This is a genomic window from Tropicibacter alexandrii (assembly GCF_003667315.2).
Classification (GTDB): Bacteria; Pseudomonadota; Alphaproteobacteria; order Rhodobacterales; family Rhodobacteraceae; genus Tropicibacter; species Tropicibacter alexandrii.
This window is the reverse complement of record NZ_RCTZ02000020.1, coordinates 57,147-79,795: the sequence shown is the minus strand read 5'-3', so window position 1 is coordinate 79,795 and position 22,649 is coordinate 57,147. Positions and strand designations below refer to the sequence as shown.

Genomic DNA, 22,649 nt, shown 5'->3' with positions numbered 1-22,649 from the left:
CCTGACGACAAAGGCGCTCGCGCCATGTTCAGGCGTCGATATTCTGCGGCCGCGAAGGGTTGTTTTTCCACAGAATCCGGACAAAGCGCCATTTCGCTGCGATGTCTCCAACGTCGGTACTAGCCGCTGGCACGGAACGTGTTGGGGTGTATTCTTTGGCAAACTGTTGAGTTAGTTTGAGGCATTGCATGATCGAATATCAAGGTTGGGCCACGATCCGAGAGGCTTTTCGTGAGCAAGACGAGAACGAAACGAAACTGGTATATGTTACCCGTGAACTTGCCGCGCTCGTCGATGAACTTGGACAGCGCCCGTGGTGCGAAGCGAAATTAACACAGATCAATGGAGCGTACCGCCTGTTCATAATGGGCAATAGAAACCACGCTTCTGGGGATTGGCCCGAGGTTCTGGCGCTTTTCGAATGGGTCGCTGAAAATGCTCCCGGGTCGTACGGGATTTTATCCGTCCTTGATGATGAGGATGCCGAAAGCCGCAATAATGAATTTCAAGTGTTTGTTTTGCGGCGAGGGACTTTGAAGCGTGGTGTTGATCCGCATCTATCGCCGTACTTCCCGATGGTGGAAGAGCTTCAATAGTAAACTCCTTCTGTCAGAGCAGACGTTGAATCCCTATGCAGCATGAAACAGTTGGGGCTCAAACCCACCATTCGATGCGTCGTGGAACGCGCCGACCTACGGTCGGCGCCGCCTCGTTCGCTAGTCCGGCTTGCAGCGTGCCTGTCTAGCGGTTTCCCCGCACCAGATCGGCGGCCTTTTCGCCGATCATGATCGTTGGGGCATTGGTGTTCGACCCGACGAGGCTGGGCATGACCGAGCTGTCACAAATCCGCAACCCGTCGATGCCACGCACCCGAAGCTGTGGATCGACGACGGCCATCGGATCGCTGTCGGCGCCCATCTTACAGGTGCAGGTGGGGTGATAGGAGGTTCGCCCGTATTGACGGGCATAGGCCTCGTACTCGGCCTGCGTCTTCACGCTGTCATCGGGGAAGCGGATCTTGCGGATATGCTTTTGCAGGGCCGCTTGTTCGAATATCTCGCGGCTGATCTTCACCCCCTCGACCGAGGTCTTCAGATCGTCGGGATGGCTGAGGAAGTTCGGGTCGACGATGGGCAGCGCGGTCGGATCACTGGACCGAAGCCGCACGGTGCCGCGCGACTTGGGCCGCAGGGTATAGCTGTTAAGCGTGATGCCGGACGAGCCCTTGGGCACGGAGGGCACCCCCGCCTCGGCCCCGGCCCCGGCGAGGAAATGGAATTGCAGGTCGGGCACGGGCTGCGCGGGGTCGGCATACCAGAAAGCCCCGCCCTCGACCACGTTCGAGGTCACAGGGCCGCTGCCGAACAGGTAATATTGCGCGCCTGCCCAGATCATCCAGTGCAGCTTGTTGTATTTATCAAGGCTTTGATGCCCGTTCAGCTCGGCCACGATGTCGATGCCGAAATGGTCGTGCAGGTTCTCGCCCACGCCCGGCAGGTCGGCCATGACCTCGATCCCGTGCTCGCGCAGATGCGCGGCGGGTCCCAGCCCGGACAGCATCATCAACCGGGGCGAGCCGATGGCGCCCGAGGTCAGCAGCACCTCGGATGTTGCGCGCGCGGTGGTCCGCTGCCCGCCCTGCGCATAGTCGACGCCCACGGCGCGGCCCTTTTCGATGACGATGCGATGCACCATGCAGCCGGTCTTGACCGTCAGGTTGCCGCGTTTCATCGCGGGACGCAGATAGCCCACCGCGGCTGAGCAGCGTTTTCCGTTCTTGGTGGTGGTCTGGTAGACGCCCGAGCCCTCTTGCACCGCACCGTTGAAATCCGGGTTGTAGGGGATGCCGCGCTGCTGGCAGGCCTGCACAAAGGCGCGGGTCATCGGCTGGGGGCCGGGTAGGTTCGACACGCCCAATTCGCCCTCGGTGCCGTGCCACTCCCCGGCAAGGAAGGTGTTCCCCTCGGAACGAAGGAAATACTTCTGGATGTCCTTGAAGGCCCAGCCATCACAGCCCTCGTCCTCGGCCCAGCGGTCGTAATCGGCGGGGTTGCCACGGGTGAACACCTCGGCGTTGATCGAGGAGCCGCCGCCGATCACCCGCGCCTGCGCATAGGGAATCTCGCGGTTGTTTGCGTGTTTCTGCGGGGCCGTGACCAGCCCCCAGGTGTGGGGGCCGGTGGTCATCTTGGCAAAGCCCACGGGCATGTGGATCAGCGGGTGGTTGTCCTTGCCCCCCGCCTCCAGCAACAGCACGCGAGCCGCGCTGTCCTCGGTCAGCCGGTTGGCCAGCACGCAGCCCGAGGACCCGCCGCCGATGATGATGTAGTCATAGCCTTCCGCCATCTCTCTCCCCCTACTGCCCGATTTAGCGCCTTACGCGATCCACGGTGTGCGCTTGCCGATCTCGATATGCACCGATTTGACCTGCGTGTATTCCTCGACGCCGTAGATGCCCGCCTCGCGCCCCCAGCCGGACTGTTTGAACCCGCCCAGCGGCAGTTCCGGCCCGCCCGCCAGCGTGCAGTTCACCCAAAAGCGCCCGGCCTGAACGCGCCGCGTCACCATCAGCGCCTTGTCGATGTTCTTTGTCCAGACGCTGGCGGCAAGCCCATATTCGGTGTCATTGGCAATCGAGATCGCCTCGTCCACCGTGTCGAAGGGCAGGATCGTCAGCACCGGGCCAAAGATTTCCTCGCGCGCGATGGCCATGTCGGGTGTCACGTCGCCAAAGATCGTCGGCGCGATGTATTGGCCCCGCCCCATGTCCAGCGCCTCGCCGCCGCAGATCAGGCGCGCGCCCTCGGCCTGCCCCTTGGCGATATAGTCCATGATGGTGCGGTTCTGGGCATCGGTGGTGATCGCGCCAACCTGGGTCGCCTCGTCCAGTGGATCGCCGACGACGGCCTTGGCCAGCTTGTCCTGCACCATCTGCGCAAATTCATTCGCCACGGAACGTTCGACGATCAGCCGCGACCCGGACACGCAGCATTGCCCGGTGTTGAAGGCGATGCCAAAGGCCACGCCATCGGCGGCATCCTCAAGATCCGCATCGGCAAAGACGATCTGCGGGTTCTTGCCGCCCAGTTCCAGCCCCAGCTTCTTGAAGTTCGACTTGCCCGCCGCCTCGACCACGCGCCGCCCCACGGCGGTGGACCCGGTGAAGGACAGCATGTCGACGCGCGGATGTTCGATCAAGGCCTGCCCGATGGTCGAGCCCGACCCGGTGACGACGTTCATGCAGCCTGCGGGCAGGCCCGCCTCGGTCAGGATCTGTGCCAGAATGAGCGTCGTGGCGCTGGTGACCTCGGACGGTTTCACCACGATGGTGCAGCCGGAGGCGAGGATATAGGGCACCCGCTCGCACAGGATAAGGAAGGGGAAATTCCACGGCGTGATGATGCCCACCACGCCGACGGGTTCCCGCGTGACAAGGCCGAACATCCCGTCGCCAAGGTTGTTGAAGCTGTCACCGTGCAGGGACCGCGCCAGCCCCGAGGCATAGTCGAACATGTCGGCGCAGCCTGCCACTTCGCCCCGCGCCTGACTGATGGGCTTGCCGTTTTCCAGCGTCTCCCAATAGGCGATTTCCTCGGCCCGCTCGCGGATCAGGGCCCCGGCGCGCAGCAGCACGGCGGCGCGCGCTTGCCCGTTCAAGCCAGACCAGCGCCGGTCGTCGAAGGCCCGGCGCGCGGCATCCACGGCATCGTCCAGATCGGCGGGCGTGCATTTCGGGATGCGCGTCACCGGCACGTCATGGCCGGGGGAGTTGCGTTCGAACACGTCGCGCCCACCGGCGGGCACCTCGGCCCCATCGACATAGAACCCGAAGGTGCGCGGTTCGGACGGCAGGGACAGCCGTGTGCTTTGAGTATCCATCATTCTCTCCTGTTTTCAGCTGCGCTTGTCCAGCGCGTGCCGCCAGTCGTTCCAGCCGCCATCGACAGAGGACGGCGCGGCGTGCCATTCGGGCATGGGCAGACCCGTGGCGGGGTCCTTGGCGGGGATGGGCAGCATCATGATGCGCTTGCAGGCGCGCTTGTAATCTTCGTCCGTCAGGAACTCTTCCTGGATGTCGTCCCAGTCGCGCCCGTCGGGATAGCCGCCGCACATGTGGATATCGTCGGATTGGGCCACCATCTCGTGGCTGACACCGGCGGGCATGACGATCACGTCGCCCGCCTCGATCCGCACGCGGGTCCAGCCGCCCTCGCCCACCGACAGCGAAAACTCCATCCAGCCCTGCGCACAGCCAAGGCATTCATGCGTGGTGGAATGGAAATGCGCATATTCGTAGACACCGGGGTAATCCCAGTTGTTCGACCAGCCGTTCTCGCGAAAGCGCGCCTTGATGGCGTCGGCCCCGCCACCGGGCACGGCATTACGGTGGACCAGCAGGGGGAAGCGGCTGTTGGGGATCTTGCCCTGCGGCTGGGATGTATAGGCCTCGGTCGTCATGGGGTTTGCTCCTCGCTCAGGGTGATCTGGGTCTTCAGATCGCCGGGACGGTCGGTGATGCTGTCGAAGGCGTGCTGGATGTCTTCGAGCGGGTAACTGGCACGGGTGAAGGGCGCGGTGTGGATGCGGCCATGCACCAGCAGGGTCAGCGCATCGTGCATGTCCTGCCCCATCCCCGCGACCGAACCCTTGACCGAGGTCTCGTGCAGGATCGTGTCGAGGATCGGCAGGGCCAGCGTGTCCTCGGCCCCGGTCAGACCGAAGGCGGCCAGATGCCCGCCCTTGCGCATCAGCCGCAGGGCGGTGGCATAAAGCGCCGGGTTGCCGACGCTTTCGATGACGATATCCGCGCCGCGCCCGTCGGTGGCGTCGAGCACCGTCTGTTTCAGCTGCGCCGGATCGCTGACGCCGATGTCGGCGCCACACTCCAGCGCCATATGCACCCGGTCCGCCGACAGATCGGTGACGATGATCGGCGCGGCCCCGATGGTGCGCAGCAACTGCACATGCAGGTTGCCGATGGGCCCGGCCCCGATCACCACGACCGACTGGCCAAAGGTCACGCGCGCTTTGCGCGCGGCGCGGACCACGCAGGCCAGAGGTTCGGTCAGGGCAAGCACGTCAAACGGCACATGGTCGGGCGCGGGGATGACCAGCCGCGCCGGGACCACCATGTAGTCGGCAAAGGCCCCGTCCATCGTGATGCCCATCTGCTGCATGTCCGGGCAGTTCAGGATCTCGTTCCGGCGGCACCAGTAGCACTGGCCACAGCCGATATTCATGTCGACCACGGCCTTGCGCCCGACCTCCAGCCCGGTGACACCCGGCCCCAGCGCCGCAATCGTGCCGGTGAATTCATGGCCCGGCACCATCGGCAGGCTGTCGGCGACATAGTTTCCATGGAAGATATGCAGGTCGGTGCCGCAGATGCCGACGCGCGCGACCTTGAGCAACGCCTCGCCCGCGCCGGGCTTGGGGATCGGGCGGCGCTCGATCTCCAAGCGGCCCGGACGGGTCAGCACCGCCGCGCGCATCATTTCACGATCCGCATCTTGGAGCGGTCGATGGTCATGGCGATGGCGACGATCAGGATGATGCCAAAGATCATCTGCTGCATGGTCGCGTCGACCTCAAGATAGACCATGGCCGAGCGGATCACGACGACGATCAGCGTGCCGACCAGCGTGTTGATGACGCCGCCCACGCCGCCAGTCAGCGGCGTGCCGCCCACCAGAACCGCGACGATGGCAAGGATCAGAAAGCCGTTGGCAAGGTTCGCATCGCCCCCCGACAGCTTGACCGAGAACATCAGCCCGGCAATCGCTGCAAAGGTGCCCGACAGGGCAAAGGCCATGATCTTGATCTTGTCCACCTTCAGGCCAGAGGCCACGGCGGCCAGTTCGCCCGCGCCCACGGCCTTCAGCGCGCGGCCAAAGGTGGTGCGGGTTTGCAGGAACCACGCGATGGCCAACAGGACGCCCGCGATCACCAGTTCATGCGGGACACCGGCGGTGTTGCCGAACATCCAGCCGAAACTGGCATCGCGCGCCTCGGCATCCATCGAAAGTGCCCGTTCCCCGGACAGGAAGCGCGCACCGGACAGGGCGATGAACCCCATCGCCAGCGTCGCAACGAAGGACGGCACGAATTGCCGCGTGGTGATCCAGCCCGACAGCGCGCCGATCCCGAACCCCGCCGCGATGCACAGCACCGCCACGAAGATGCCGAACTGCGCCAGATAGACGGTCGCCACCACGGTCACGAGGTTCGCCACCTGCTGCATCGACAGGTCGATCCCGCCGATATAGATGGCGAATGTCATCCCCAGCGCCATGATGAACAGCGGCACGATATCCGCCACCAGCGCCACCATGCCCGACGGGTTGAAGAAGGCCGGGTTGACCGCGCCCACCAGCAGCACCAGCACCGCCAGCGTCAGCCACGGGAACCACGGTTTGAGTTTTTCCAAGCTCATCGCCTGCCCCCTCAGATCATGTGATGGACAAGGTCATAAAGCGACGGCTTGTCGCCCGGTGACCCGTCAAAGCGTTTCTGGAACACCCCGTCCTTGAGGACGAGGATGGTGTGGCTGAGGCCAATCGCCTCTTCCAGCGTGTCGGCGACTAGGATGATGCCCGCGCCCGCGTCGCACATCTCGCGGACCATGTCGTAGACGTCTTCCTTGGCCCCGATGTCCAACCCCCGCGTCGGGTGGTCGAGCAGGATGATGTCCGACCCACCGGAGCGCCATTTCGCCAGCACCACCTTTTGCTGGTTGCCGCCCGACAGCCCGCCGCAATCCTTGTAGACATCCGGCGTCTTGATCGAGAGGCGCTTGATCCAATCCTCGGCCAGTGCCTTTTCCTCGGCGATGCGCAGGACGCCGCCCGAGGAATAGTTCTTCATCTGGCTGAGGGTCATGTTCTCGTAGACGGTCATGCCGTTCACGATCCCCTCGACCTTGCGTTCGCGCGGGACATAACCGACGCCACGCGCCACCGCCTCTTGCGCGGTGGTGCGGGCATAGGGCGCGCCCTTGACCTTGATCGTGCCAGAGGTCGGTTTTTCCAGACCGAACACCGTGCGCAGGATCGCCTCGCGCCCGGATCCTTCGGTGCCGACAAGGCATAGGACCTCGCCCGCGTGCAGGTCAAAGGAGATGCCGTCATATTTGCCCGCGACGCTGACATTGTCGAACGAGGCCAGCACCTTGGACGCGTCATAGGGCCGTTGCTTTTGCTCGCGGTAATATTCCTTGTCGACGTCGCGGCCGACCATCTTGTGCTGGATCGCCTCGACCTGCGCCTCGGCCTGCGCGACGACGTCGACAACCGCGCCGTCCTTCATCACGTAGATGCGGTCGGACAGTTCCAGAACCTCGTCCATGCGGTGGCTGACAAAGATAAAGGACGCCCGGCTGGTCAGTTCCCGCACCAGCGAGAACAGCAGTTCCACCTCTTCGCGGGCCAAAACGCTGGTCGGCTCGTCCAGCAGGATCACCAGATCGCCGTCGATCCGTTCCTCCAGCGTCAGGACCTTGGCCAGTTCGACCAGCTGCCGCTGCGCGAAGGACAGTTTCGAGGTGACGGTGGCCGGGTCGATCGCCAGCTTGACCTTGGCCAGTTGCCGTTTCGCCGCCGCAGTCATCGCCTTCCAGTCGATCACGCCCCAGCGGACGAATTGCTGTTCAAAGCCCAGAAAGATGTTCTCGGCCACGGTCAGGTTGGTGATCAGGGATTGTTCCTGAAAGACCATGCCGATGCCGTGATCCATCGCCTGACGCGGGTTCTGAAAGCGCACGGTCTTGCCGTCGATGGTGATGGTGCCGCCATCGGGCTGGTAGGCGCCGTAGATCACCTTCATCAGGGTGGATTTGCCTGCGCCGTTCTCGCCGACAAGGCCCACGATCTCGCCGCGCCCGATGGTGAAATCCACCGATTTCAGCGCGTGCACGCCGGGGAATTTCTTGTCGACCTGATTGAGTTGATACATCGACCCGCCCCCTATTTCACGAAGCTGATGGATTTGCGGTCGGTCGACAGGATAACGGCGAGGATGACCAGAAGGCCAAGCACCGCGTCCTGCACGTAGCCGGGCAGGCCGATCACGACCATGCCGTTGCCGATGACAAAGACGATCAGCACGCCGACCAGCGTGTTCCAGACACCGCCGATCCCGCCCCACAGGGCCGTGCCGCCGACGACGACCGCGGTGATCGACAGGAACATGAAGTTGTTGCCGGTGGCGGTCTCGGCGATCCCGATCCGCCCCACCGCCAGAAGCGCGCCCACGGCAAAGAACACCCCCGCCAGCGTGAACCCCATGATCCGCACGCGGGCCACGTTCAGCCCGGAGGCCACGGCCAGATCCTCGCCCCCGCCCACGGCGTAGAAGTTGCGGCCCAGCGTCGTGCGCGTCTGGATGAACCACGCGATCAGCAGGAACAGCCCGGCGACATAGACCATCAGCGGAAAGCCAAAGATACGTTCGGTCAGCAGCGCGCGGAACAGTTCATCCTCGATGCGGATGCGGTCGCCGCCAGTCATGACCATCGCCAGACCCGTGCCGACAAAGCCCATGGCGAGGGAGGCCATAAACGATGGGATCTTCAGCTTGACGTGGATCAGCCCGTTCACGAAGCCCAAGACCGCGCCGACCAGCATCGCAAAGGGGATCGCCAGCCAAGCCCAGCTGGCCAAAGTACCACCCAGCCAGAGGAAGCAATAGGCAAAGGCCACCGCGCAGACCGAGACCGCGCCTTCCATCGACAGGTCGATCGACCCCATGATGATGATGAAGGTCACACCGATCGCCACCATCAGCGTCGGCGTTGCGGCGATCAGGATGCGTGCGAAATTCCGAGTGGACAGGAAACGCGGCTCCATCACCGCGAAGAAGGCGCACAGCACCAGAAGCACCAGAAGCGGTGCCCATTTCACCAGTGTGTCGCGGCTGATCCCCGCCCGTGTCGTGGTCTGTGTGATGGCCAAGATGCTTGCTCCCCCGAAGCGGTCAGGCAGGACGCCTGACGAAATGGGCCAGCCGAACCCCTGTCCCGGCTGGCCCTTTCCTGTGCGATTATTTGTAGGTGATGGGTCCGTTCGACGGGCCCCAGAAGTCGTTCCAGTCATAGGTCGGAACGCTGTCGAGGTAGTTGGCCTTGAACTCCAGCGCGTCTTCCGGCTGCACCATGATGGTCGGGCCATAGAATTCGCGGTGCTCGTTGGGCTCTTCGGACGGTTTGAAGCTGCCGATGGCCGCGTGATAGGCCAGCGCTGCCGTGATGCCGCCGCCCCAATGCGGGTTGGTGAACACGGTCGCAAGGATCTTGCGTTCCGACACCAGCTGCACCGCCTGCGGGTTGCCGTCATAGGACACGATGGGCATGCCCTCGATCCCCTCGGCACGCAGCGCTTCGAGCACGCCGTAGGCGATGGTGTCGTTGGCGCAATGCACGCCGGTGATCTCGTCGCCATAGCGGGTCAGGAAGGCGGACATGACCTGATTGGCCTTCTGCGTGTCCCAATCGGCGGGCTCGGCAGCTAGCAGTGCCACATCGGGGTAATCCTTCAGCGCGTTCTTCAGGCCGTTCAGGCGCTCGATGGCCGGGTTGTTCGAGGCGATGCCACCCAGATGCACGACGCCGCCCTTGCCGCCCATCGCGTCCAGCAGGATGCGCGCGGTCTGCTCGGCGGGGCCCTCGTCGGACCAGCTCATATGGCTGACATAGTTGTCGCCGAAATCCCACGGGTGCAGGTCGTCGGTCTTGTTCCAAAGGGTCGAGACATAGGCCCCCGCCTCTGCCACGGCTTCGACCACCGGGCGTGCGTTCGGCGCGTCGTTGGTGTCGATGGCCAGCGCCAGATTGCCGCCGGTCTTGGCAAGGATTGCCTTGACGTCGGCCAGCGACTTTTCCGACGACCCCTCGTTGATCAGGTGGGTCAGCGCGTCCTTGGACATGCCAAGGCTTTGGACAAAGGCCTCGCCGCCGGACACGATCTCGTTCCAGTAGGGGTTCGTGCGGTTGCGATAGGACCATGCGATCGTCGGGTCGGTCAGCGCCGCGCGCGCCATGGTCGGCCCCAATGCGCCAAGCGCCGCTGCACCGCCAAGACCATAGGCCGACGCGAACAGGAAATTCCGCCTGTTGATTTTCTCTTTCTCGATGAAGTCCTTGATGAATTCGGACATGGGTCTTCCTCCCTGAACGGCCTCCCGCCGTGCTTCTGAAACGCGTGTCGCTTCCCGGGCGAACCCGGATGCAAGGACCCGATCCACCCGGCCCCTCCACACTTAACGCACTAACTGGTTACTTCTTTGTTGATCGAATCGTCAAGCCCTTTACAGTTCTTGAGACCGCTGGATGCGTGGCTGCACGGCAGAAAATTTTGACCAGACCGGGCAAATTGCGGTAGGGGCGTTGAAAACCAGTCAGGGCAAAGTGACTACATGGCAGCAAACACTCAGAAAAAGACCCGCGATGCCGATGCGACGCGCGCCCGCATCCTTGCCGCCGCCAAGAAGGAATTCGCCAAGAGCGGGCTGGGGGGCGCGCGCGTCGACGAGATCGCCGACCGCGCCAAAGCCAACAAGCGGATGATCTACCACTACTTTGGCAACAAGGAGGACCTGTTCCGCATCGTGCTGGAGGAGGCCTATACCGACATCCGCGAGGCCGAACAAAAGCTGGAACTGGAACACCTGCCCGCCCGCGAGGCGCTGGAAAAGCTGATCCGTTTTACATGGGACTACTACCTGAAGAACCCGGAATTCATCACGCTGGTGAACAGCGAAAACCTGCACAAGGCGCGGCACCTGAAGAAATCCGAGAAGATAGACGAGCTGTTCCGTCGCTTCGTCGGCATGGTCGGGGGCTTGCTGGAACGTGGCGTTCAGGAAGGCGTGTTTCGTCCCGGCATCGACCCGGTGCAGCTGAACATCACCATCGCCGCCATCGGCTATTACTACCTGACCAACCGCTTCACCGGCTCGATCGTGTTCAAGCGCGACCTGATGGCGCCCGAGGCGCTGGACGAGCGGTTGGCCTTCAACATCGAGACCATCATGCGGTTGGTCTGCATCAATCCCTGACGGTCAGTCGGGCGTCAGGCCCAGCGACCGGATCGCGGCCTCGGCGCAGGCGATATCCTCGTGATCCTGCGCGCCCGACACGCCCAGCCCGCCGATGCAGGCCCCGTCTTCGAAGATCGCGACCCCCCCGCCCCACGCGATGAACCGCTGCCGGGTCGACAGGCCCAGCGACAGGGTCTGGCTTGACGCCATGCGGTCGCCGAAGGCCTTGGTCGACTTGCGCAGAGTGCCGGCGGTATAGGCCTTGTCCATCGCGAAATCGCCGATGGGGGGCGCGACGTTGTCGGTGCGCCCGAAGGCCACGAGATAGCCGAAGGGATCGGTGACGGCGGCTGCCACCTCCCATCCGTTGTCTTGCGCATGGGCAAGGGCGGCCTCGACGATCTGGCGCGCGGCGGCCGGTGTGATCTGCGGCCGCGTATGGCTGTGGCTCATATCCGGGTCCAGTCGTAGATGATGAACGGTTCTTGGATGGTGCGGGCGCGGATGTCGGCCATGACCTGCGCCGGATCGGCGGGGGAGACGGTCCGTGTCAGCGATGCAACGTCGATGCGCCCTTGGCCGAGCCAGCCAAGCGCCCGTTGGAAGCCGCCGAACGTGCTAAAGGGCGCATTGTTGTAGCCTTCCAAAAGCTCCTCCCAGACGAAGTTGCGCGAATGGATCGGCACCTCCCACTCCCAGCCGCCGCGCAGATGAACGAAGCCGAAGAACACCGCCTGCATGATCTCATGCGCGGTCACGTCGGTATATTTGCGCCACGGCACCCCGACCAAGACGACCTCGCCCATCGGGCGCACGACGCGGCAGGCATCCAGCACGGCAGCCTCGTGCCCCGAGCAATCGACGACGAGGGCCACCTGCCCTTTGTAGGCGGGGTCCTCCAGCGGCATCGTGGCATGCACCGATGCGATCCCGCTGGCCTGCACCTGCGTGCGGCGCAGGGCGTCTGGTTCGACCACGCTGACCTCGTAGCCGCCAATAGCAAAGTTCTGCGCCGCGAGGATGCCCACCGGGCCCGCGCCACAGATCACCACCTTGTCGCCTGCCCGCGCCTTGGTCGTCATCATTGTCGTCATCGAGACCCCCATGAGCCGGGCCAGAAGCGCGGTTTCCGGCGCCATGCCATCGGGCAGCCCAAGCGTGACCTGTGCCGGGTGCTGCTGTGTCTGCCGGTGATAGCCCATGCAGAACCGAAGCTCGCCCACCTGCACACCTGTCACCTCCGCCCCGACCTCGTCGACGCGGAACACGGCGGCGTATCCGGGCCGGATCGGGAAATCCGCGCCTTCGGCCCAGCCGATCTCCGTTCCCTGACTGATCAGCGTCGCCAGCGTCGGCCCGCGGATTTCATCGGGGCCAAGCGGCCCGTCCTCGTAGTCTTGCAGTGCAAAGGTCGATTTTGCGGAAATGATGACTTCCTTGGCCATGCCGTGTCTCCTCATTGTGCCAGTGAGCGGCCCGAGCGGGTGTCGAACAGGTGCAGCGCGGTCTCGTTCAACCGGACATGCACCGTCTCGCCGGGGGCGGCGCGTTGGTCGGCGGGCACCTCGGCCATCAGGTCGTGGCTGCCGACGCGAAGATCCAGCAGCGCCTCGTTGCCGAGATATTCCGTCACCTCGACGCGGGCCGCCATCGCGCCGGGCGCATTCTCGGCCACGCGCTGAATCTCGATCGGGCGGATGCCCAGCGTCACCTCCTGCCCGTCCTTGACCCGGTCGCCAAAGCGGGTCGGCACCGGGATCGACAGCCCGTCGGCCACCAGACGCCCGCCGGTGGCACGGGTCTCGATCATGTTCATCGACGGGCTGCCGATGAAAGTCGCGACGAAGGTGCTTTTCGGGGCGGCGTAGACCTCTTCTGGGGTGCCGACCTGTTCGACATGGCCATCGCGCATGATGACGATCTTGTCGGCCAGAGTCATCGCCTCGACCTGATCATGGGTCACGTACAGCACCGTCGTGCCCAGCCGCTGATGCAGTTTGCCGATCTCCCAGCGCACCTGCGTGCGCAGCTTGGCGTCCAGATTGGACAGGGGTTCGTCGAAGAGAAAGACCTTGGGCGTCCGGACCATGGCGCGGCCCATGGCAACGCGCTGGCGTTGACCGCCCGACAGCTGCGCGGGCCGCCGTTCAAGCAGCGCATCAAGGCCAAGGATTCCGGCGGTCTGGGCGATGCGCCTGTCCATCTCGGCCTTGCCCAGCTTCATCGGACGCAGGGCGAATTCCATGTTCTGGCGCACGGACATATGCGGGTAAAGCGCGTAGTTCTGAAACACCATCGCCACGCCGCGATCCTTGGGCGCGACATCGTTCACCACCTGACCGCCGATCGACAAGGTGCCGCCCGAGACGTCCTCCAGCCCCGCGACCATCCGCAGGGTCGTCGTCTTGCCGCAGCCCGATGGCCCCAGCAGCACGACGAACTCGCCCTCCGCGATGTCCAGATCGACGCCGTGGACGACCTGAACCGCGCCGTATTTCTTGACCACGTTGTGCAATGTGATTGCCGACATCGGAGTATCCTACTTGACCGAGCCCATGGTCAGCCCGCGCACCAGCCAGCGTTGGCAGGTCAGCACGAAGATGACTCCGGGGATGAGAATGATGAACGAACCGGCCATGATGCGGCCCCATTGCACCGCATCCGACGACCAGAAGGACATGACGGCGACGGTGGCGGTCTGCGCCTCGGAGCCGGTCAGCATCAGGGCAAAGAGGAATTCGTTCCACGAAAAGATGAAGCAAAACACCGCCGACACCGCGAGCCCCGGTGCCGCAAGCGGCAGCGTCACCCGAAGGAAGGTTTCGAGCAACCCGTAGCCATCGACCGCGGCTGCCTCTTCCAGCGCGATGGGCACCTCGTCGAAGAAGCCCTTCATCAGCCAGACCGTCAGCGGGATATTGGCCGTCGAATAGACGATGATCAGCGCCAGCGGCGTATCGAGCAGCCCGGCGGTCTTGAAGATGATGTAATAAGGCACGACCACGGCGATGGGCGGAAACATCCGCATCGACAGGATCCAGAACGCCACGTCGTTCATGCGCTTGTGCCGGATGCGGCTGATCGCATAGGCGGCCAGCGACCCGATGGTCAGCGAAAACGCGGTCGATCCCAGGGCCACGATCAGCGAGTTCAGGATGAACTTGCCGAAGGGGCGCATCGCGAACAGGTCCTGATAGTGCTCGAAGGTCGGCGCGAACAGGAAGGCCGGCGGCTTTTGGAACATGATCGGCGAGGGTTTCAGGGACGAGGACGCAATCAGGTAGATCGGCATCAGAAAGACGATCAGCACGACGCCAAGCGCGAGGTAGATCAGGATGGTCTGCCGGGTGGACAGTTTGTTCATTGCGGCACCTCAGGCGGTCTGGTCGCGGTTGAGCGATTTGAAGAAAAGCGTGATCAGCACGACGATGATGACCAGCGAAACAAAGCTCGCCGCAGCGCCGACGCCCATGCGCCAAAAGGTGAAGGACTGGCGATAGATGAACATCGACAGGACCTCTGTGCTGTCGCCCGGCCCGCCCTTGGTCAGCACGAAGATGATGTCGTAGATCTTGAACGCGTCGATGGCGCGCAGGAACATCAGGCTGACCAGCACCGGTTTCAGCTGCGGCAGGGTCACGCGGGTAAAGACATCCCAGCGCGAATTGCCGTCGATCATCGCGGCCTCGTAGGGTTCCGGCGACAGGCTTTGCAGCGCGGCGGCGGTGCCCATCATGACAAAGGGCGTCCATTGCCAGATATCGGCGATGGCGATGGCCCAGAGCGCCCAGTTGGTCGACGAAATCCACGGGATCGCGTCGATGCCCGCAAGGCTGAGGAAGTAGTTCAGATAGCCGAGTTCGGGGAAATACAGAAACAGCCAGACAAGGCCCACGATCACCGGGGAGATCATCATCGGGATCATCAGAAGGGTCCGCGCCAGCGGCATTCCCGGCAGTTTCTGCACCACCAACAGTGCGATGCCCACGCCCAGCACCAGTTGCACCGACAAGGTCATCGCCATCAGCTTGAAGGTGACGACAAGCGAGTGCAGGAACTCGCTGGAGGACAGGATTTCGCGGTAGTTGGCCCAGCCGACGAAAACGCGCGGCACGAACAGTTTTGCCAGATCGTAGGAGCGGAAGCTGAGATAGCCCGCGTAGATCATCGGGTAGATCGTCGTCAGGAACAGGACGAGGATCGCGGGCAGCAGAAAGATCAGGAATATCCGTCGGTTCCGCTTGCGGATATACGCCATGGCGCTCTGGCTCCGAATGGAAGGATTGGGTTGAACGGCCCGCCCCGGGGAAGAAACAGGGCGGGCCGCCGTCTGGCCGCGTCAGTCAAAGATCGCGGCGGGCACGTCAGCGATCCAGCGCTGCCGCATGTCCAGCGGGAAGACCTTGAGGCGCGTGTTGATCTTGGTGCAGCCATTGGTCAGGGCCTCTTGCGCCGAGGCCGTTTCGCCCGCCATGTACTTGTTCAGCTCGACGCCAAAGATCTCTTCGACATCCGCATAGAAGGGATGGAAGATCCGCCGCTGCGCACGGTCCTGCGTTTCCAGCAGCACCTTGTAATACGGGTATTTCTGCTGAAGGTCGGGGTCCGACAGGATCGACTTGTGGAACTGCGACACGCCCGAGCCCGCCTCTGCAAAGCGGCGCATCATGTCGCGCGAGGTGCCCCACTTGATGAACGCCCATGCCGCTTCCTTTTCGCGGTCGCTGGCCTTCGAGTTGATGCCGAAGCTGAGCGCGCCGGTCATCGTGTCCGCCGGGTTGCCGTCTCCTGTGGGGCTTGCGGCATATCCTGCTTCGCCGATGGTCGGCAGCACGGCCTCTTCGGGGTTCGTCAGGCGCACGGTCCGCACGGACCAGTATCCTGACTGGGCCACTTCGCCGCGCTCCATGTAGCCGGTGCGGATGTCCCACATCAGCCCGAGATAGTCGGGCGGGTTGTAGGCAACCAGCTCCTTCATCACTTCGGCCGCCTTGACGCCCGGTTCGCGGTCGATGGCGCACAGGCCGGTCTCGTCGTCCCAATACTGCCCGCCAAAGCTGCGCATGATCGGGAAGAAGTCATGGGTGATGGCCCCGGCGACCCGGCTATAGGCCTGCGCGTTGCCGTAGAAATCCTTCTCCAGCGTCTTGCCGGCCAGCGTGTCGCCGGCCTTGCGGGTAAAGAATTCGGCGATATCGATGAACTGGTCCCAGGTCTGGGCCGGGGCCAGATCGTAGCCATACTTCTCCTTGAAGGCGGCCATTTCATCGGGGTTTTCAAACAGGTCCTTGCGGTAGTTGACGTGCCAGATCATGCCCGAGGCCGGGAAGGCCAGCAGCCGCCCTTGCCACGTGTTCTCTTGCAACTGGATCGGGATGATGTCGTCGAGGTGAATTTCCTCGGCATCGCGCTTGACCCAATCCGTCAGGTCCTCCAGCGCGCCGGATTCCCCGAGCACCCCGACCCAAGGGCTATCGACCCACATCAGCTGGTAGCTGGGGTTGTTGGCGCTGGCCTCGATCACGATCTTGTCGATCAGGCCCGGATAGGGAAACATGTCGATCTGCACCTTGGCGCCGGTCATTTCCTCGAATTCGCCCACGATCGGGGCAAGCCGCGTCACCGAGGTGTCGCCGATCGCCAGCATCTTGAGTTCGACGCCCTCGAATTGCTTTTCGGCCGAGGCCGCCCCGGCGATCCCCGCCGCGAGCGCGCCGGACAGCGCGATTGTCCTTGCGAAAGTCATTTCCTTCCTCCTCCGTTGCGGGCCGCACAGGCGCGGTCCCGTTCAGCATGCGGCCCGGTCTGGCCGCCTCCCTGCCCCGCTCAGGTCCCCTGAGACGGAGTCCAAAGTCGTGGCCCGCCATCGGCCTCGTAGCCGAGCGGTCCGTTCTGACTGACGATTTCCAGGTATTGACCCCAGGGCGCACGCAGATAGAGCCAGACAAGGTTGTCCATCGGCCCGCCCTCGATCAGGGTCGGCCCCTCCAGCAGGTCGACCGCCGCGGCGCGCATCCGGTCGGCCACCGCATAGGCATCGTCCACCTCGAAGGCGATGTGGGCGGCCCCCACCTCGCCGTTGTGCTTGAGCGGCTGTTCACCGGCGACCCCGCTATATTGGAACAGTTCGAGCGATCCCCCACGCCCGACCTGGATCACGCGCTGATCGGCGATCTTCACGCCTTTGGGCACACCAAGGTGCCGCGCCATGAAATCGTCGTCGACATCGACGGAGCCGCATTCCATGACCGTCACCGCACCAAAGACGTCCCGGAAGAAAGCCACCGCCTGTTCCATGTCCGGGACGGTGATCCCGATGTGATGCAACCCCAGTACCGATGTCATTTTATACTCCAACCAGTTAGTTACTTTTGCGGCCAAAAAAATCACGCCACGGCATAGCGTTTGTCGGCGTTGCGTTCCCACGAGAAGACGACCGGCGCGAGCGGTTCCAACCCTCGGATCAGGTCGGCACCCTTCTCTCCGATCATGATGGTCGGCGCGTTGGTGTTGGACGAGTTGATCACCGGCATGATCGAGGCATCACAGACGCGCAGCCCGTCGATCCCGTGCAGCTTCAGCGTCGGGTCGACAACGGCCATACCGTCGTGGCCCATCTTGCATGTCCCCACCGGGTGGTGATCGGTCTTGGCCATGCGGCAGGCATAATCGAACAGATCAGACCGGCGGGTCACACCGGGACCGGGCAGAACCTCCTTGCGGACGAACCCGCTCAGCGCGGGCTGCAACAGGATTTCGCGGGCCATTTCCAGCCCTTTCAACGCCATGTCGAGGTCATATGGATCGGACCAGTAATTCGGATCGATCAAGGGCGCGGCCATGGGATCGCTGCTGGCCAGACGCACCGTGCCGCGCGACCGGGGCCGCATGAAGGCGCTGTTCAGGGTGATCCCGGCGCCGTCGATCTTGGCGATGCCCTTTTCGATGCCTGATCCCTGCCCCAGATGAAACTGGATGTCGGGCGACCGCGCGGCCTCGTCCGCGTACCAGAAGGCCCCGGTTTCAAACAGCGACGCTGCCGCCGGCCCGGACTTGAACATCAGGTATTGCAGGCCCGCCCAGATCGTCTTGTGCAGCCGGTCCCAGCCGTCGTAGCTGTGCGGGCCGGACAGTTCGGAAATCGTGCAGATGTCGATATGGTCCTGCAGGTTCGCCCCGACGCCGGGCAGGTCGTGCACCACGTCGACCCCGACCGAGCGCAGGTGATCCGCCGGGCCGATTCCCGACAGCATCAACAGCCGGGGCGAGCCGATGGCCCCCGAGGACACGATGACTTCGCGCGCGGCGCGCATGGTCCGTGTCTGCCCGCCGTGGCGGACCTCGACGCCCACGGCGCGGCCCTTCTCGACCACGACCCGCGTCGCCTGCGCGCCAGTCATCACCGTCAGGTTGGGCCGCGATTCCGCCGGTTTCAGAAAGGCCACCGCGGCCGATGACCGGCGCGCATCGCGTTGCGTCAGTTGGTAGAACCCCACGCCGCGCTGGGTGCGGCCGTTGAAATCCGGGTTGTAGGGCATGCCGTACTCTTGGGCCGCGCGGATGAAGGCGTCGCAGACCGGCAGGGTCGCACGCGGCATCGAAACGCCCAGCGGGCCCTCGATGCCGTGGAAATCGTCGTTGAACCGCTCGTTGCTTTCTGCGCGGCGGAAATAGGGCAGGATCTCTCGGTAACTCCATCCGTCACAGCCATGCGCCTCGGACCACGCGTCATAGTCGAGCGCGTTGCCCCGGGTGTAGATCTGCGCATTGATCGACGATCCGCCGCCGATCACCTTGGCTTGGGTGAACCAGATCTCGCGGCCCTGCATGTGCTTTTGGGGAACGGTGGACCAGCCCCAGCTGGCAATGCCCTTGGTCATCTTCGCAAAGCCCGCGGGCCAGTGAAACAGGAAGTTCCCGTCGCGCCCCCCCGCCTCCAGCAGCAGCACGGACACATCGGCATCCTCGCTCAGCCGGGCGGCCAGCACGCATCCGGCAGAGCCGCCGCCGGTGACGATATAATCGTAGGTCGCCATTGCCGCCCTCATAGTAACCATTCGGTTACATGAAACGTTTCATCAAATCAAAAGCAATGTCAACATCTGACTGCCCGCAGCGCAGTCCGGACGGGTCAAATCAGGGAGTCTCGCGCCACCAGACAGGGTGTCAGACGGTCGACGATCCTGCCGGTCTGACCTGTGCGCAGCATCTCGGCGGCGCGTTGGGCTGCCATTGCGCCGATGCGGCCGGGAAAGATGTCCACCGTGGTCAGCCCCGGCGTCAAAGCCGAGGAAATCGGCGTGTTGTCAAAGCTTAGAACCGAGATGTCCCGACCGATCTCGACCTTCAGCGCGCGGGCGGCCTCATACAGACCGGTCGCAATATAGTCGTTGAAGCAAATGACGGCCTTGGGGAGCGGCCCGTCGGCACACAGCGCCCTGAACGCGGCGTCACCAAAGGCCATGGACAGCGGCCCGGGTCGGAACGCGCAGGCCGATTCGGGCAGGCCGCTTTCGCGAAGCGCGCGGTGGACACCGGCGCGGCGGCCCTCCAGCGTCGTCGTCCGCTCATATCCACCGATGAAGACGGCAGAGCTATGACCGGCCTGCAACGCCGCGCGCATGACCAGATAACCCGACACCTCGTCATCGGCACCGACGAAGCTGACCGGGCATTCCGGCAGATCGCGCACACAGGACACAACGGGGATTCCGCGCGCCGTCACGACTTCGAGGTCGGCGGCGACGGTATCGTGCACCGGCGACAGGATGATCGCACCGACGCCCTGCGACACCATCGAAGCCAGCAGCTTGCGCTGGCGTTCCAGATCGTTCTGCGCGGTCGCCAGCACCGTCAGGAACCCCTCGCGATAGGCGGTGGTCTCAAGCTCGGACACAAGGTGGCTGAAGAACGGGTTCGCGATATTGTTGAGGATCACACCGATCAGCCGCGACTGTCCCGACCGCAGGTTGGCGGCCGCCGCGTTGCGCACGAAACCCAGTTCGTCGGCCACTTTCAGGACAGCCTCGCGGGTGCGGTCGGACACCCTCCCCTGCCCCGTCATCACGTAGGACGCCGTTGCAACGGATACGCCCGCCTTTGCCGCCACGTCCTTGAGGCCAACCCGTTTCATGCCGCACGCCCCATCACACCTGCCGTCTGGCGAGTTTTACGCGATTGCGCGCATGTATCAACGACCCTGCGCGGCGGCGGACAGGCCCTCGGGCGCGCGGAGGATCTGGAAATCGGTCGGCTCGGCCCCAGAGATGATCTGCATCAGGGCGTCCGCCATGTCGCGCCCGGCGGCTTGGATATCCTCTTCGATCACGACGGGCCGGGGGCGGAAATGCTGGAACAGCGGCGAGGTCTGCTTTGCGACCAGCGGCAGGTCCAGCCCCAAATCCGCCAGCACGGCATGCGCGGTCATGGCAGAAACCTCGCCGGGGCAGATCAACCCATCGGGGCCGTTCGGATCACGCAACCAGCGCGTCAGGCCGCGATAGAGCACGTCCGACCCGTGGTTGAGGTCGAAGCCCTGCGCGATCTGCGCTGATGCACCGATGTCGGCCACGGCCCGTTCAAACCCCCGCACCATGACATCGCGATAGGTGTAAACCGGGCTGGGCGGGATCAGACCGATCCGGCGCGCGCCCTGCCCTGCCAGCAACCGGACGGCCATATCCGCGAAGGCGGCGTTGTCGTAGTCATACCACGCATGGCCCGCAATCGCGGTCCGCCCATGGGTGATGAAGGGAAACCCGACCTCCTGCAAATAGCGCACACGCCGGTCATCGGGGACGGTCCGGGCAAAGATCACCCCGTCCGCCAGACCATTGCGCACGATGAATTCGATCGGGGTCAGCACGTCTTCGCCCAGTTGGTATTGCATGATGGTCAGGTGATAGCGGGTCGGGCGCAGGACATCCGCGATCCCCTCGATCAGCGCCGCGCCAAAGCCCAGCAATTCGCTGTGTGGATCGAGCACAAGGGTGATCACGTTGGTCCGCCCGGTGCGCAGACGTTGCGCCGCCCGGTCTGGGACATATCCCAGCTTTTGCGCCATCCGCGCCACCTCTTGCCGCGTCGTCGCTGCGATGCGCGTGTCCCCGGCGAGGGCCTTGGACACGGTGGTCACGGCAAGGCCCATCTGCTCGGCAATGGTCCGCTGCGTCGGCTTGGTGGCCCTCCGCGCCGCATCGGTGGTCCCCTTGGTCTTTGTCACCGTCGCCTCCCGGGCTGGAAAATCCGTCCTTGACTCGAATCCAGATTTACAACGTTATAACACAAGTAACCAAACAGTTCGTTACTTGGGAGGAAGACATGAAACGTGCATCCAAATTGATGGGGACCGTCGCGCTTGGCCTGCTGACCGCCGTGTCCGCGCAGGCCGAAGACGTCGAGGTGCTGCACTGGTGGACCAGCGGCGGCGAGGCTGCGGCGCTGAACGTGCTGAAGGAGGACTTGCAAGGTCAGGACATCGGCTGGAACGACATGCCCGTGGCGGGCGGCGGTGGCGAAGCGGCGATGACCACGCTGCGTGCCCGCGTCACCGCAGGCAATCCGCCGACCGCCGTGCAGATGCTGGGCTTCGACATTCAGGACTGGGCCGCCGAGGGCGCGCTCGGCAACCTCAACGATGTCGCCGCCGCCGAAGGCTGGGACGCGGTGGTGCCCGCGGCGCTTCAGGCCTTTGCCAAGTATGACGGCAACTGGATTTCCGCGCCCGTCAACGTGCATTCCACCAACTGGGTCTGGGCCAACAAGGCTGTGCTGGACGAGCTGGGCCTTGGCGTGCCGTCCACATGGGAGGAATTCGTCGCCGCGATGCAGGCGGCCAAGGACGCGGGCAAGGTCGGGCTCGCCCATGGCGGCCAAGCCTGGCAAGAGGCCACGATGTTCGACGGCGTCGTGCTGTCCGCTGGCGGGCCGGATTTCTACAAGAAGGCCTTCATCGACCTCGATCCCGAGGCGCTTGGCTCGGACACGATGGTCGAGGCGTTCAAGCGCATGGAAACGCTGCGCTCCTATGTCGATGACAACTTCTCGGGGCGGGACTGGAACCTTGCCTCGGCCATGGTCATCAATGGCGAGGCGGCGTTCCAGATCATGGGCGACTGGGCCAAGGGCGAATTCCTAAACGCGGGCAAGGTGCCGGATCAGGATTTCCTATGCTTCCGCGTGCCGGGGTCCGAAGGGGTCGTCACCTTCAACTCCGACCAGTTCGCCATGTTCAACGTCAGCGAGGAAGGGGCGAAGGCCGCGCAAGCCGCGATGGCCGCGTCGATCATGGCCCCCTCGTTCCAGTCCGCCTTCAACGTGGTCAAGGGATCGGTCCCGGCGCGCACCGACGTGCCGCAGGACGATTTCGACGCCTGCGGCAAGAAGGGCATGGACCAACTGGCCGAGGCCGCCGCGAATGGCACGCTGCTGGGCTCCATGGCGCATGGCCACGCCAACCGCGCGGGCGTCAAGAACGCGATCTATGACGTGGTGACGGCGCATTTCAACGGCGAGTTCAGCGCCGAAGAAGCCGCCGAGGAGCTGGTGAACGCGGTCGAGACCGCCATGTAAGCCCCCCGGCGGGGCGGCCCTCCCTGCCCCGCCACCCTTGTTACAGG

The 22,649-nt window shown here is 64.0% G+C and carries 21 protein-coding genes; 3 read left to right on the top strand and 18 right to left on the bottom strand.

Annotated features, from left to right (window positions below; all coding sequences use genetic code 11):
* Positions 1–188 precede the first annotated feature (188 nt).
* Complete coding sequence (locus D8Z78_RS19850) at positions 189–596, top strand: Imm7 family immunity protein (RefSeq protein ID WP_164933021.1); 408 nt, start codon at positions 189–191, stop codon at positions 594–596.
* A gap of 145 nt (positions 597–741) precedes the next feature.
* Here the strand turns inward: D8Z78_RS19850 and D8Z78_RS19845 are convergent, their stop codons facing one another.
* The 8 genes from D8Z78_RS19845 to D8Z78_RS19810 form a co-directional block, all read right to left on the bottom strand.
* Positions 742–2,346, bottom strand: coding sequence for a GMC family oxidoreductase (locus tag D8Z78_RS19845; RefSeq protein WP_121631963.1), 1,605 nt, complete (start codon positions 2,344–2,346; stop codon positions 742–744).
* A 30-nt stretch (positions 2,347–2,376) separates the two neighbouring features.
* Positions 2,377–3,879: an aldehyde dehydrogenase family protein gene (locus D8Z78_RS19840; RefSeq protein WP_121631960.1), complete on the bottom strand. Its 1,503-nt coding sequence runs from the start codon at positions 3,877–3,879 to the stop codon at positions 2,377–2,379.
* A 15-nt stretch (positions 3,880–3,894) separates the two neighbouring features.
* The gene (locus D8Z78_RS19835) at positions 3,895–4,458 is read right to left on the bottom strand and encodes a hypothetical protein (RefSeq protein WP_121631958.1); all 564 of its coding nucleotides are present in this window, start codon (positions 4,456–4,458) and stop codon (positions 3,895–3,897) included.
* A complete protein-coding gene (locus tag D8Z78_RS19830; protein ID WP_121631956.1) occupies positions 4,455–5,495 on the bottom strand; it encodes a zinc-dependent alcohol dehydrogenase in 1,041 nt (346 codons plus the stop codon). Before D8Z78_RS19830 ends, D8Z78_RS19835 begins: the two co-directional genes overlap by 4 nt.
* Entirely contained in the window at positions 5,492–6,433 is a 942-nt protein-coding gene (locus D8Z78_RS19825; protein WP_121631954.1) for an ABC transporter permease, read from the bottom strand. Before D8Z78_RS19825 ends, D8Z78_RS19830 begins: the two co-directional genes overlap by 4 nt.
* Before the next feature lie 11 nt (positions 6,434–6,444).
* The gene (locus tag D8Z78_RS19820; protein WP_121631953.1) at positions 6,445–7,950 is read right to left on the bottom strand and encodes a sugar ABC transporter ATP-binding protein; all 1,506 of its coding nucleotides are present in this window, start codon (positions 7,948–7,950) and stop codon (positions 6,445–6,447) included.
* 11 nt (positions 7,951–7,961) lie between these two features.
* The gene (locus D8Z78_RS19815; protein ID WP_240672191.1) at positions 7,962–8,948 is read right to left on the bottom strand and encodes an ABC transporter permease; all 987 of its coding nucleotides are present in this window, start codon (positions 8,946–8,948) and stop codon (positions 7,962–7,964) included.
* An 88-nt stretch (positions 8,949–9,036) separates the two neighbouring features.
* Complete coding sequence (locus tag D8Z78_RS19810) at positions 9,037–10,149, bottom strand: sugar ABC transporter substrate-binding protein (protein WP_121631949.1); 1,113 nt, start codon at positions 10,147–10,149, stop codon at positions 9,037–9,039.
* A gap of 258 nt (positions 10,150–10,407) precedes the next feature.
* Between D8Z78_RS19810 and D8Z78_RS19805 the strand changes: the two genes are divergently transcribed.
* Positions 10,408–11,049: a TetR/AcrR family transcriptional regulator gene (locus D8Z78_RS19805; protein WP_121631948.1), complete on the top strand. Its 642-nt coding sequence runs from the start codon at positions 10,408–10,410 to the stop codon at positions 11,047–11,049.
* Between the two features lie 3 nt (positions 11,050–11,052).
* On the opposite strand, the gene D8Z78_RS19800 is transcribed toward D8Z78_RS19805, so the two are convergent.
* From D8Z78_RS19800 to D8Z78_RS19755, 10 genes are all read right to left on the bottom strand, one after another.
* Entirely contained in the window at positions 11,053–11,484 is a 432-nt protein-coding gene (locus D8Z78_RS19800; RefSeq protein ID WP_121631946.1) for a GlcG/HbpS family heme-binding protein, read from the bottom strand.
* Positions 11,481–12,476 carry a zinc-binding dehydrogenase gene (locus tag D8Z78_RS19795; RefSeq protein ID WP_121631944.1) on the bottom strand — a complete coding sequence of 332 codons (996 nt, stop codon included), beginning with the start codon at positions 12,474–12,476 and terminating at the stop codon, positions 11,481–11,483. The genes D8Z78_RS19800 and D8Z78_RS19795 overlap by 4 nt, the downstream gene beginning before the upstream one ends.
* An 11-nt stretch (positions 12,477–12,487) precedes the next feature.
* Complete coding sequence (locus tag D8Z78_RS19790) at positions 12,488–13,561, bottom strand: ABC transporter ATP-binding protein (protein ID WP_121631942.1); 1,074 nt, start codon at positions 13,559–13,561, stop codon at positions 12,488–12,490.
* Positions 13,562–13,570: 9 nt separating this feature from the next.
* Positions 13,571–14,395: a carbohydrate ABC transporter permease gene (locus D8Z78_RS19785; protein ID WP_121631940.1), complete on the bottom strand. Its 825-nt coding sequence runs from the start codon at positions 14,393–14,395 to the stop codon at positions 13,571–13,573.
* Positions 14,396–14,404: 9 nt separating this feature from the next.
* Complete coding sequence (locus D8Z78_RS19780) at positions 14,405–15,289, bottom strand: carbohydrate ABC transporter permease (RefSeq protein ID WP_121631938.1); 885 nt, start codon at positions 15,287–15,289, stop codon at positions 14,405–14,407.
* A gap of 81 nt (positions 15,290–15,370) precedes the next feature.
* Positions 15,371–16,777 (bottom strand): extracellular solute-binding protein, encoded by a 1,407-nt coding sequence (locus tag D8Z78_RS19775; RefSeq protein WP_121631936.1) that lies wholly within the window; start codon positions 16,775–16,777, stop codon positions 15,371–15,373.
* A gap of 80 nt (positions 16,778–16,857) precedes the next feature.
* Positions 16,858–17,376: a VOC family protein gene (locus D8Z78_RS19770; protein WP_121631934.1), complete on the bottom strand. Its 519-nt coding sequence runs from the start codon at positions 17,374–17,376 to the stop codon at positions 16,858–16,860.
* A 41-nt stretch (positions 17,377–17,417) separates the two neighbouring features.
* A complete protein-coding gene (locus tag D8Z78_RS19765) occupies positions 17,418–19,067 on the bottom strand; it encodes a GMC family oxidoreductase (protein WP_121631932.1) in 1,650 nt (549 codons plus the stop codon).
* Between the two features lie 95 nt (positions 19,068–19,162).
* Complete coding sequence (locus tag D8Z78_RS19760) at positions 19,163–20,164, bottom strand: LacI family DNA-binding transcriptional regulator (protein WP_121631931.1); 1,002 nt, start codon at positions 20,162–20,164, stop codon at positions 19,163–19,165.
* A 57-nt stretch (positions 20,165–20,221) separates the two neighbouring features.
* Positions 20,222–21,253 (bottom strand): substrate-binding domain-containing protein, encoded by a 1,032-nt coding sequence (locus tag D8Z78_RS19755; RefSeq protein ID WP_121631930.1) that lies wholly within the window; start codon positions 21,251–21,253, stop codon positions 20,222–20,224.
* A gap of 98 nt (positions 21,254–21,351) precedes the next feature.
* Here D8Z78_RS19755 and D8Z78_RS19750 point away from each other — a divergent pair, with 98 nt between their 5' ends.
* Positions 21,352–22,602 (top strand): ABC transporter substrate-binding protein, encoded by a 1,251-nt coding sequence (locus D8Z78_RS19750; RefSeq protein WP_121631929.1) that lies wholly within the window; start codon positions 21,352–21,354, stop codon positions 22,600–22,602.
* Positions 22,603–22,649 lie beyond the last annotated feature (47 nt).

Coding starts and splice junctions, on each gene's coding strand:
- D8Z78_RS19850 (WP_164933021.1), top strand. CDS start 189: ATGATCGAATATCAAGGTTGGGCCACGATCCGAGAGGCTTTTCGTGAG.
- D8Z78_RS19845 (WP_121631963.1), bottom strand. CDS start 2,346: ATGGCGGAAGGCTATGACTACATCATCATCGGCGGCGGGTCCTCGGGC.
- D8Z78_RS19840 (WP_121631960.1), bottom strand. CDS start 3,879: ATGGATACTCAAAGCACACGGCTGTCCCTGCCGTCCGAACCGCGCACC.
- D8Z78_RS19835 (WP_121631958.1), bottom strand. CDS start 4,458: ATGACGACCGAGGCCTATACATCCCAGCCGCAGGGCAAGATCCCCAAC.
- D8Z78_RS19830 (WP_121631956.1), bottom strand. CDS start 5,495: ATGATGCGCGCGGCGGTGCTGACCCGTCCGGGCCGCTTGGAGATCGAG.
- D8Z78_RS19825 (WP_121631954.1), bottom strand. CDS start 6,433: ATGAGCTTGGAAAAACTCAAACCGTGGTTCCCGTGGCTGACGCTGGCG.
- D8Z78_RS19820 (WP_121631953.1), bottom strand. CDS start 7,950: ATGTATCAACTCAATCAGGTCGACAAGAAATTCCCCGGCGTGCACGCG.
- D8Z78_RS19810 (WP_121631949.1), bottom strand. CDS start 10,149: ATGTCCGAATTCATCAAGGACTTCATCGAGAAAGAGAAAATCAACAGG.
- D8Z78_RS19805 (WP_121631948.1), top strand. CDS start 10,408: ATGGCAGCAAACACTCAGAAAAAGACCCGCGATGCCGATGCGACGCGC.
- D8Z78_RS19800 (WP_121631946.1), bottom strand. CDS start 11,484: ATGAGCCACAGCCATACGCGGCCGCAGATCACACCGGCCGCCGCGCGC.
- D8Z78_RS19795 (WP_121631944.1), bottom strand. CDS start 12,476: ATGGCCAAGGAAGTCATCATTTCCGCAAAATCGACCTTTGCACTGCAA.
- D8Z78_RS19790 (WP_121631942.1), bottom strand. CDS start 13,561: ATGTCGGCAATCACATTGCACAACGTGGTCAAGAAATACGGCGCGGTT.
- D8Z78_RS19785 (WP_121631940.1), bottom strand. CDS start 14,395: ATGAACAAACTGTCCACCCGGCAGACCATCCTGATCTACCTCGCGCTT.
- D8Z78_RS19780 (WP_121631938.1), bottom strand. CDS start 15,289: ATGGCGTATATCCGCAAGCGGAACCGACGGATATTCCTGATCTTTCTG.
- D8Z78_RS19775 (WP_121631936.1), bottom strand. CDS start 16,777: ATGACTTTCGCAAGGACAATCGCGCTGTCCGGCGCGCTCGCGGCGGGG.
- D8Z78_RS19770 (WP_121631934.1), bottom strand. CDS start 17,376: ATGACATCGGTACTGGGGTTGCATCACATCGGGATCACCGTCCCGGAC.
- D8Z78_RS19765 (WP_121631932.1), bottom strand. CDS start 19,067: ATGGCGACCTACGATTATATCGTCACCGGCGGCGGCTCTGCCGGATGC.
- D8Z78_RS19760 (WP_121631931.1), bottom strand. CDS start 20,164: ATGAAACGGGTTGGCCTCAAGGACGTGGCGGCAAAGGCGGGCGTATCC.
- D8Z78_RS19750 (WP_121631929.1), top strand. CDS start 21,352: ATGAAACGTGCATCCAAATTGATGGGGACCGTCGCGCTTGGCCTGCTG.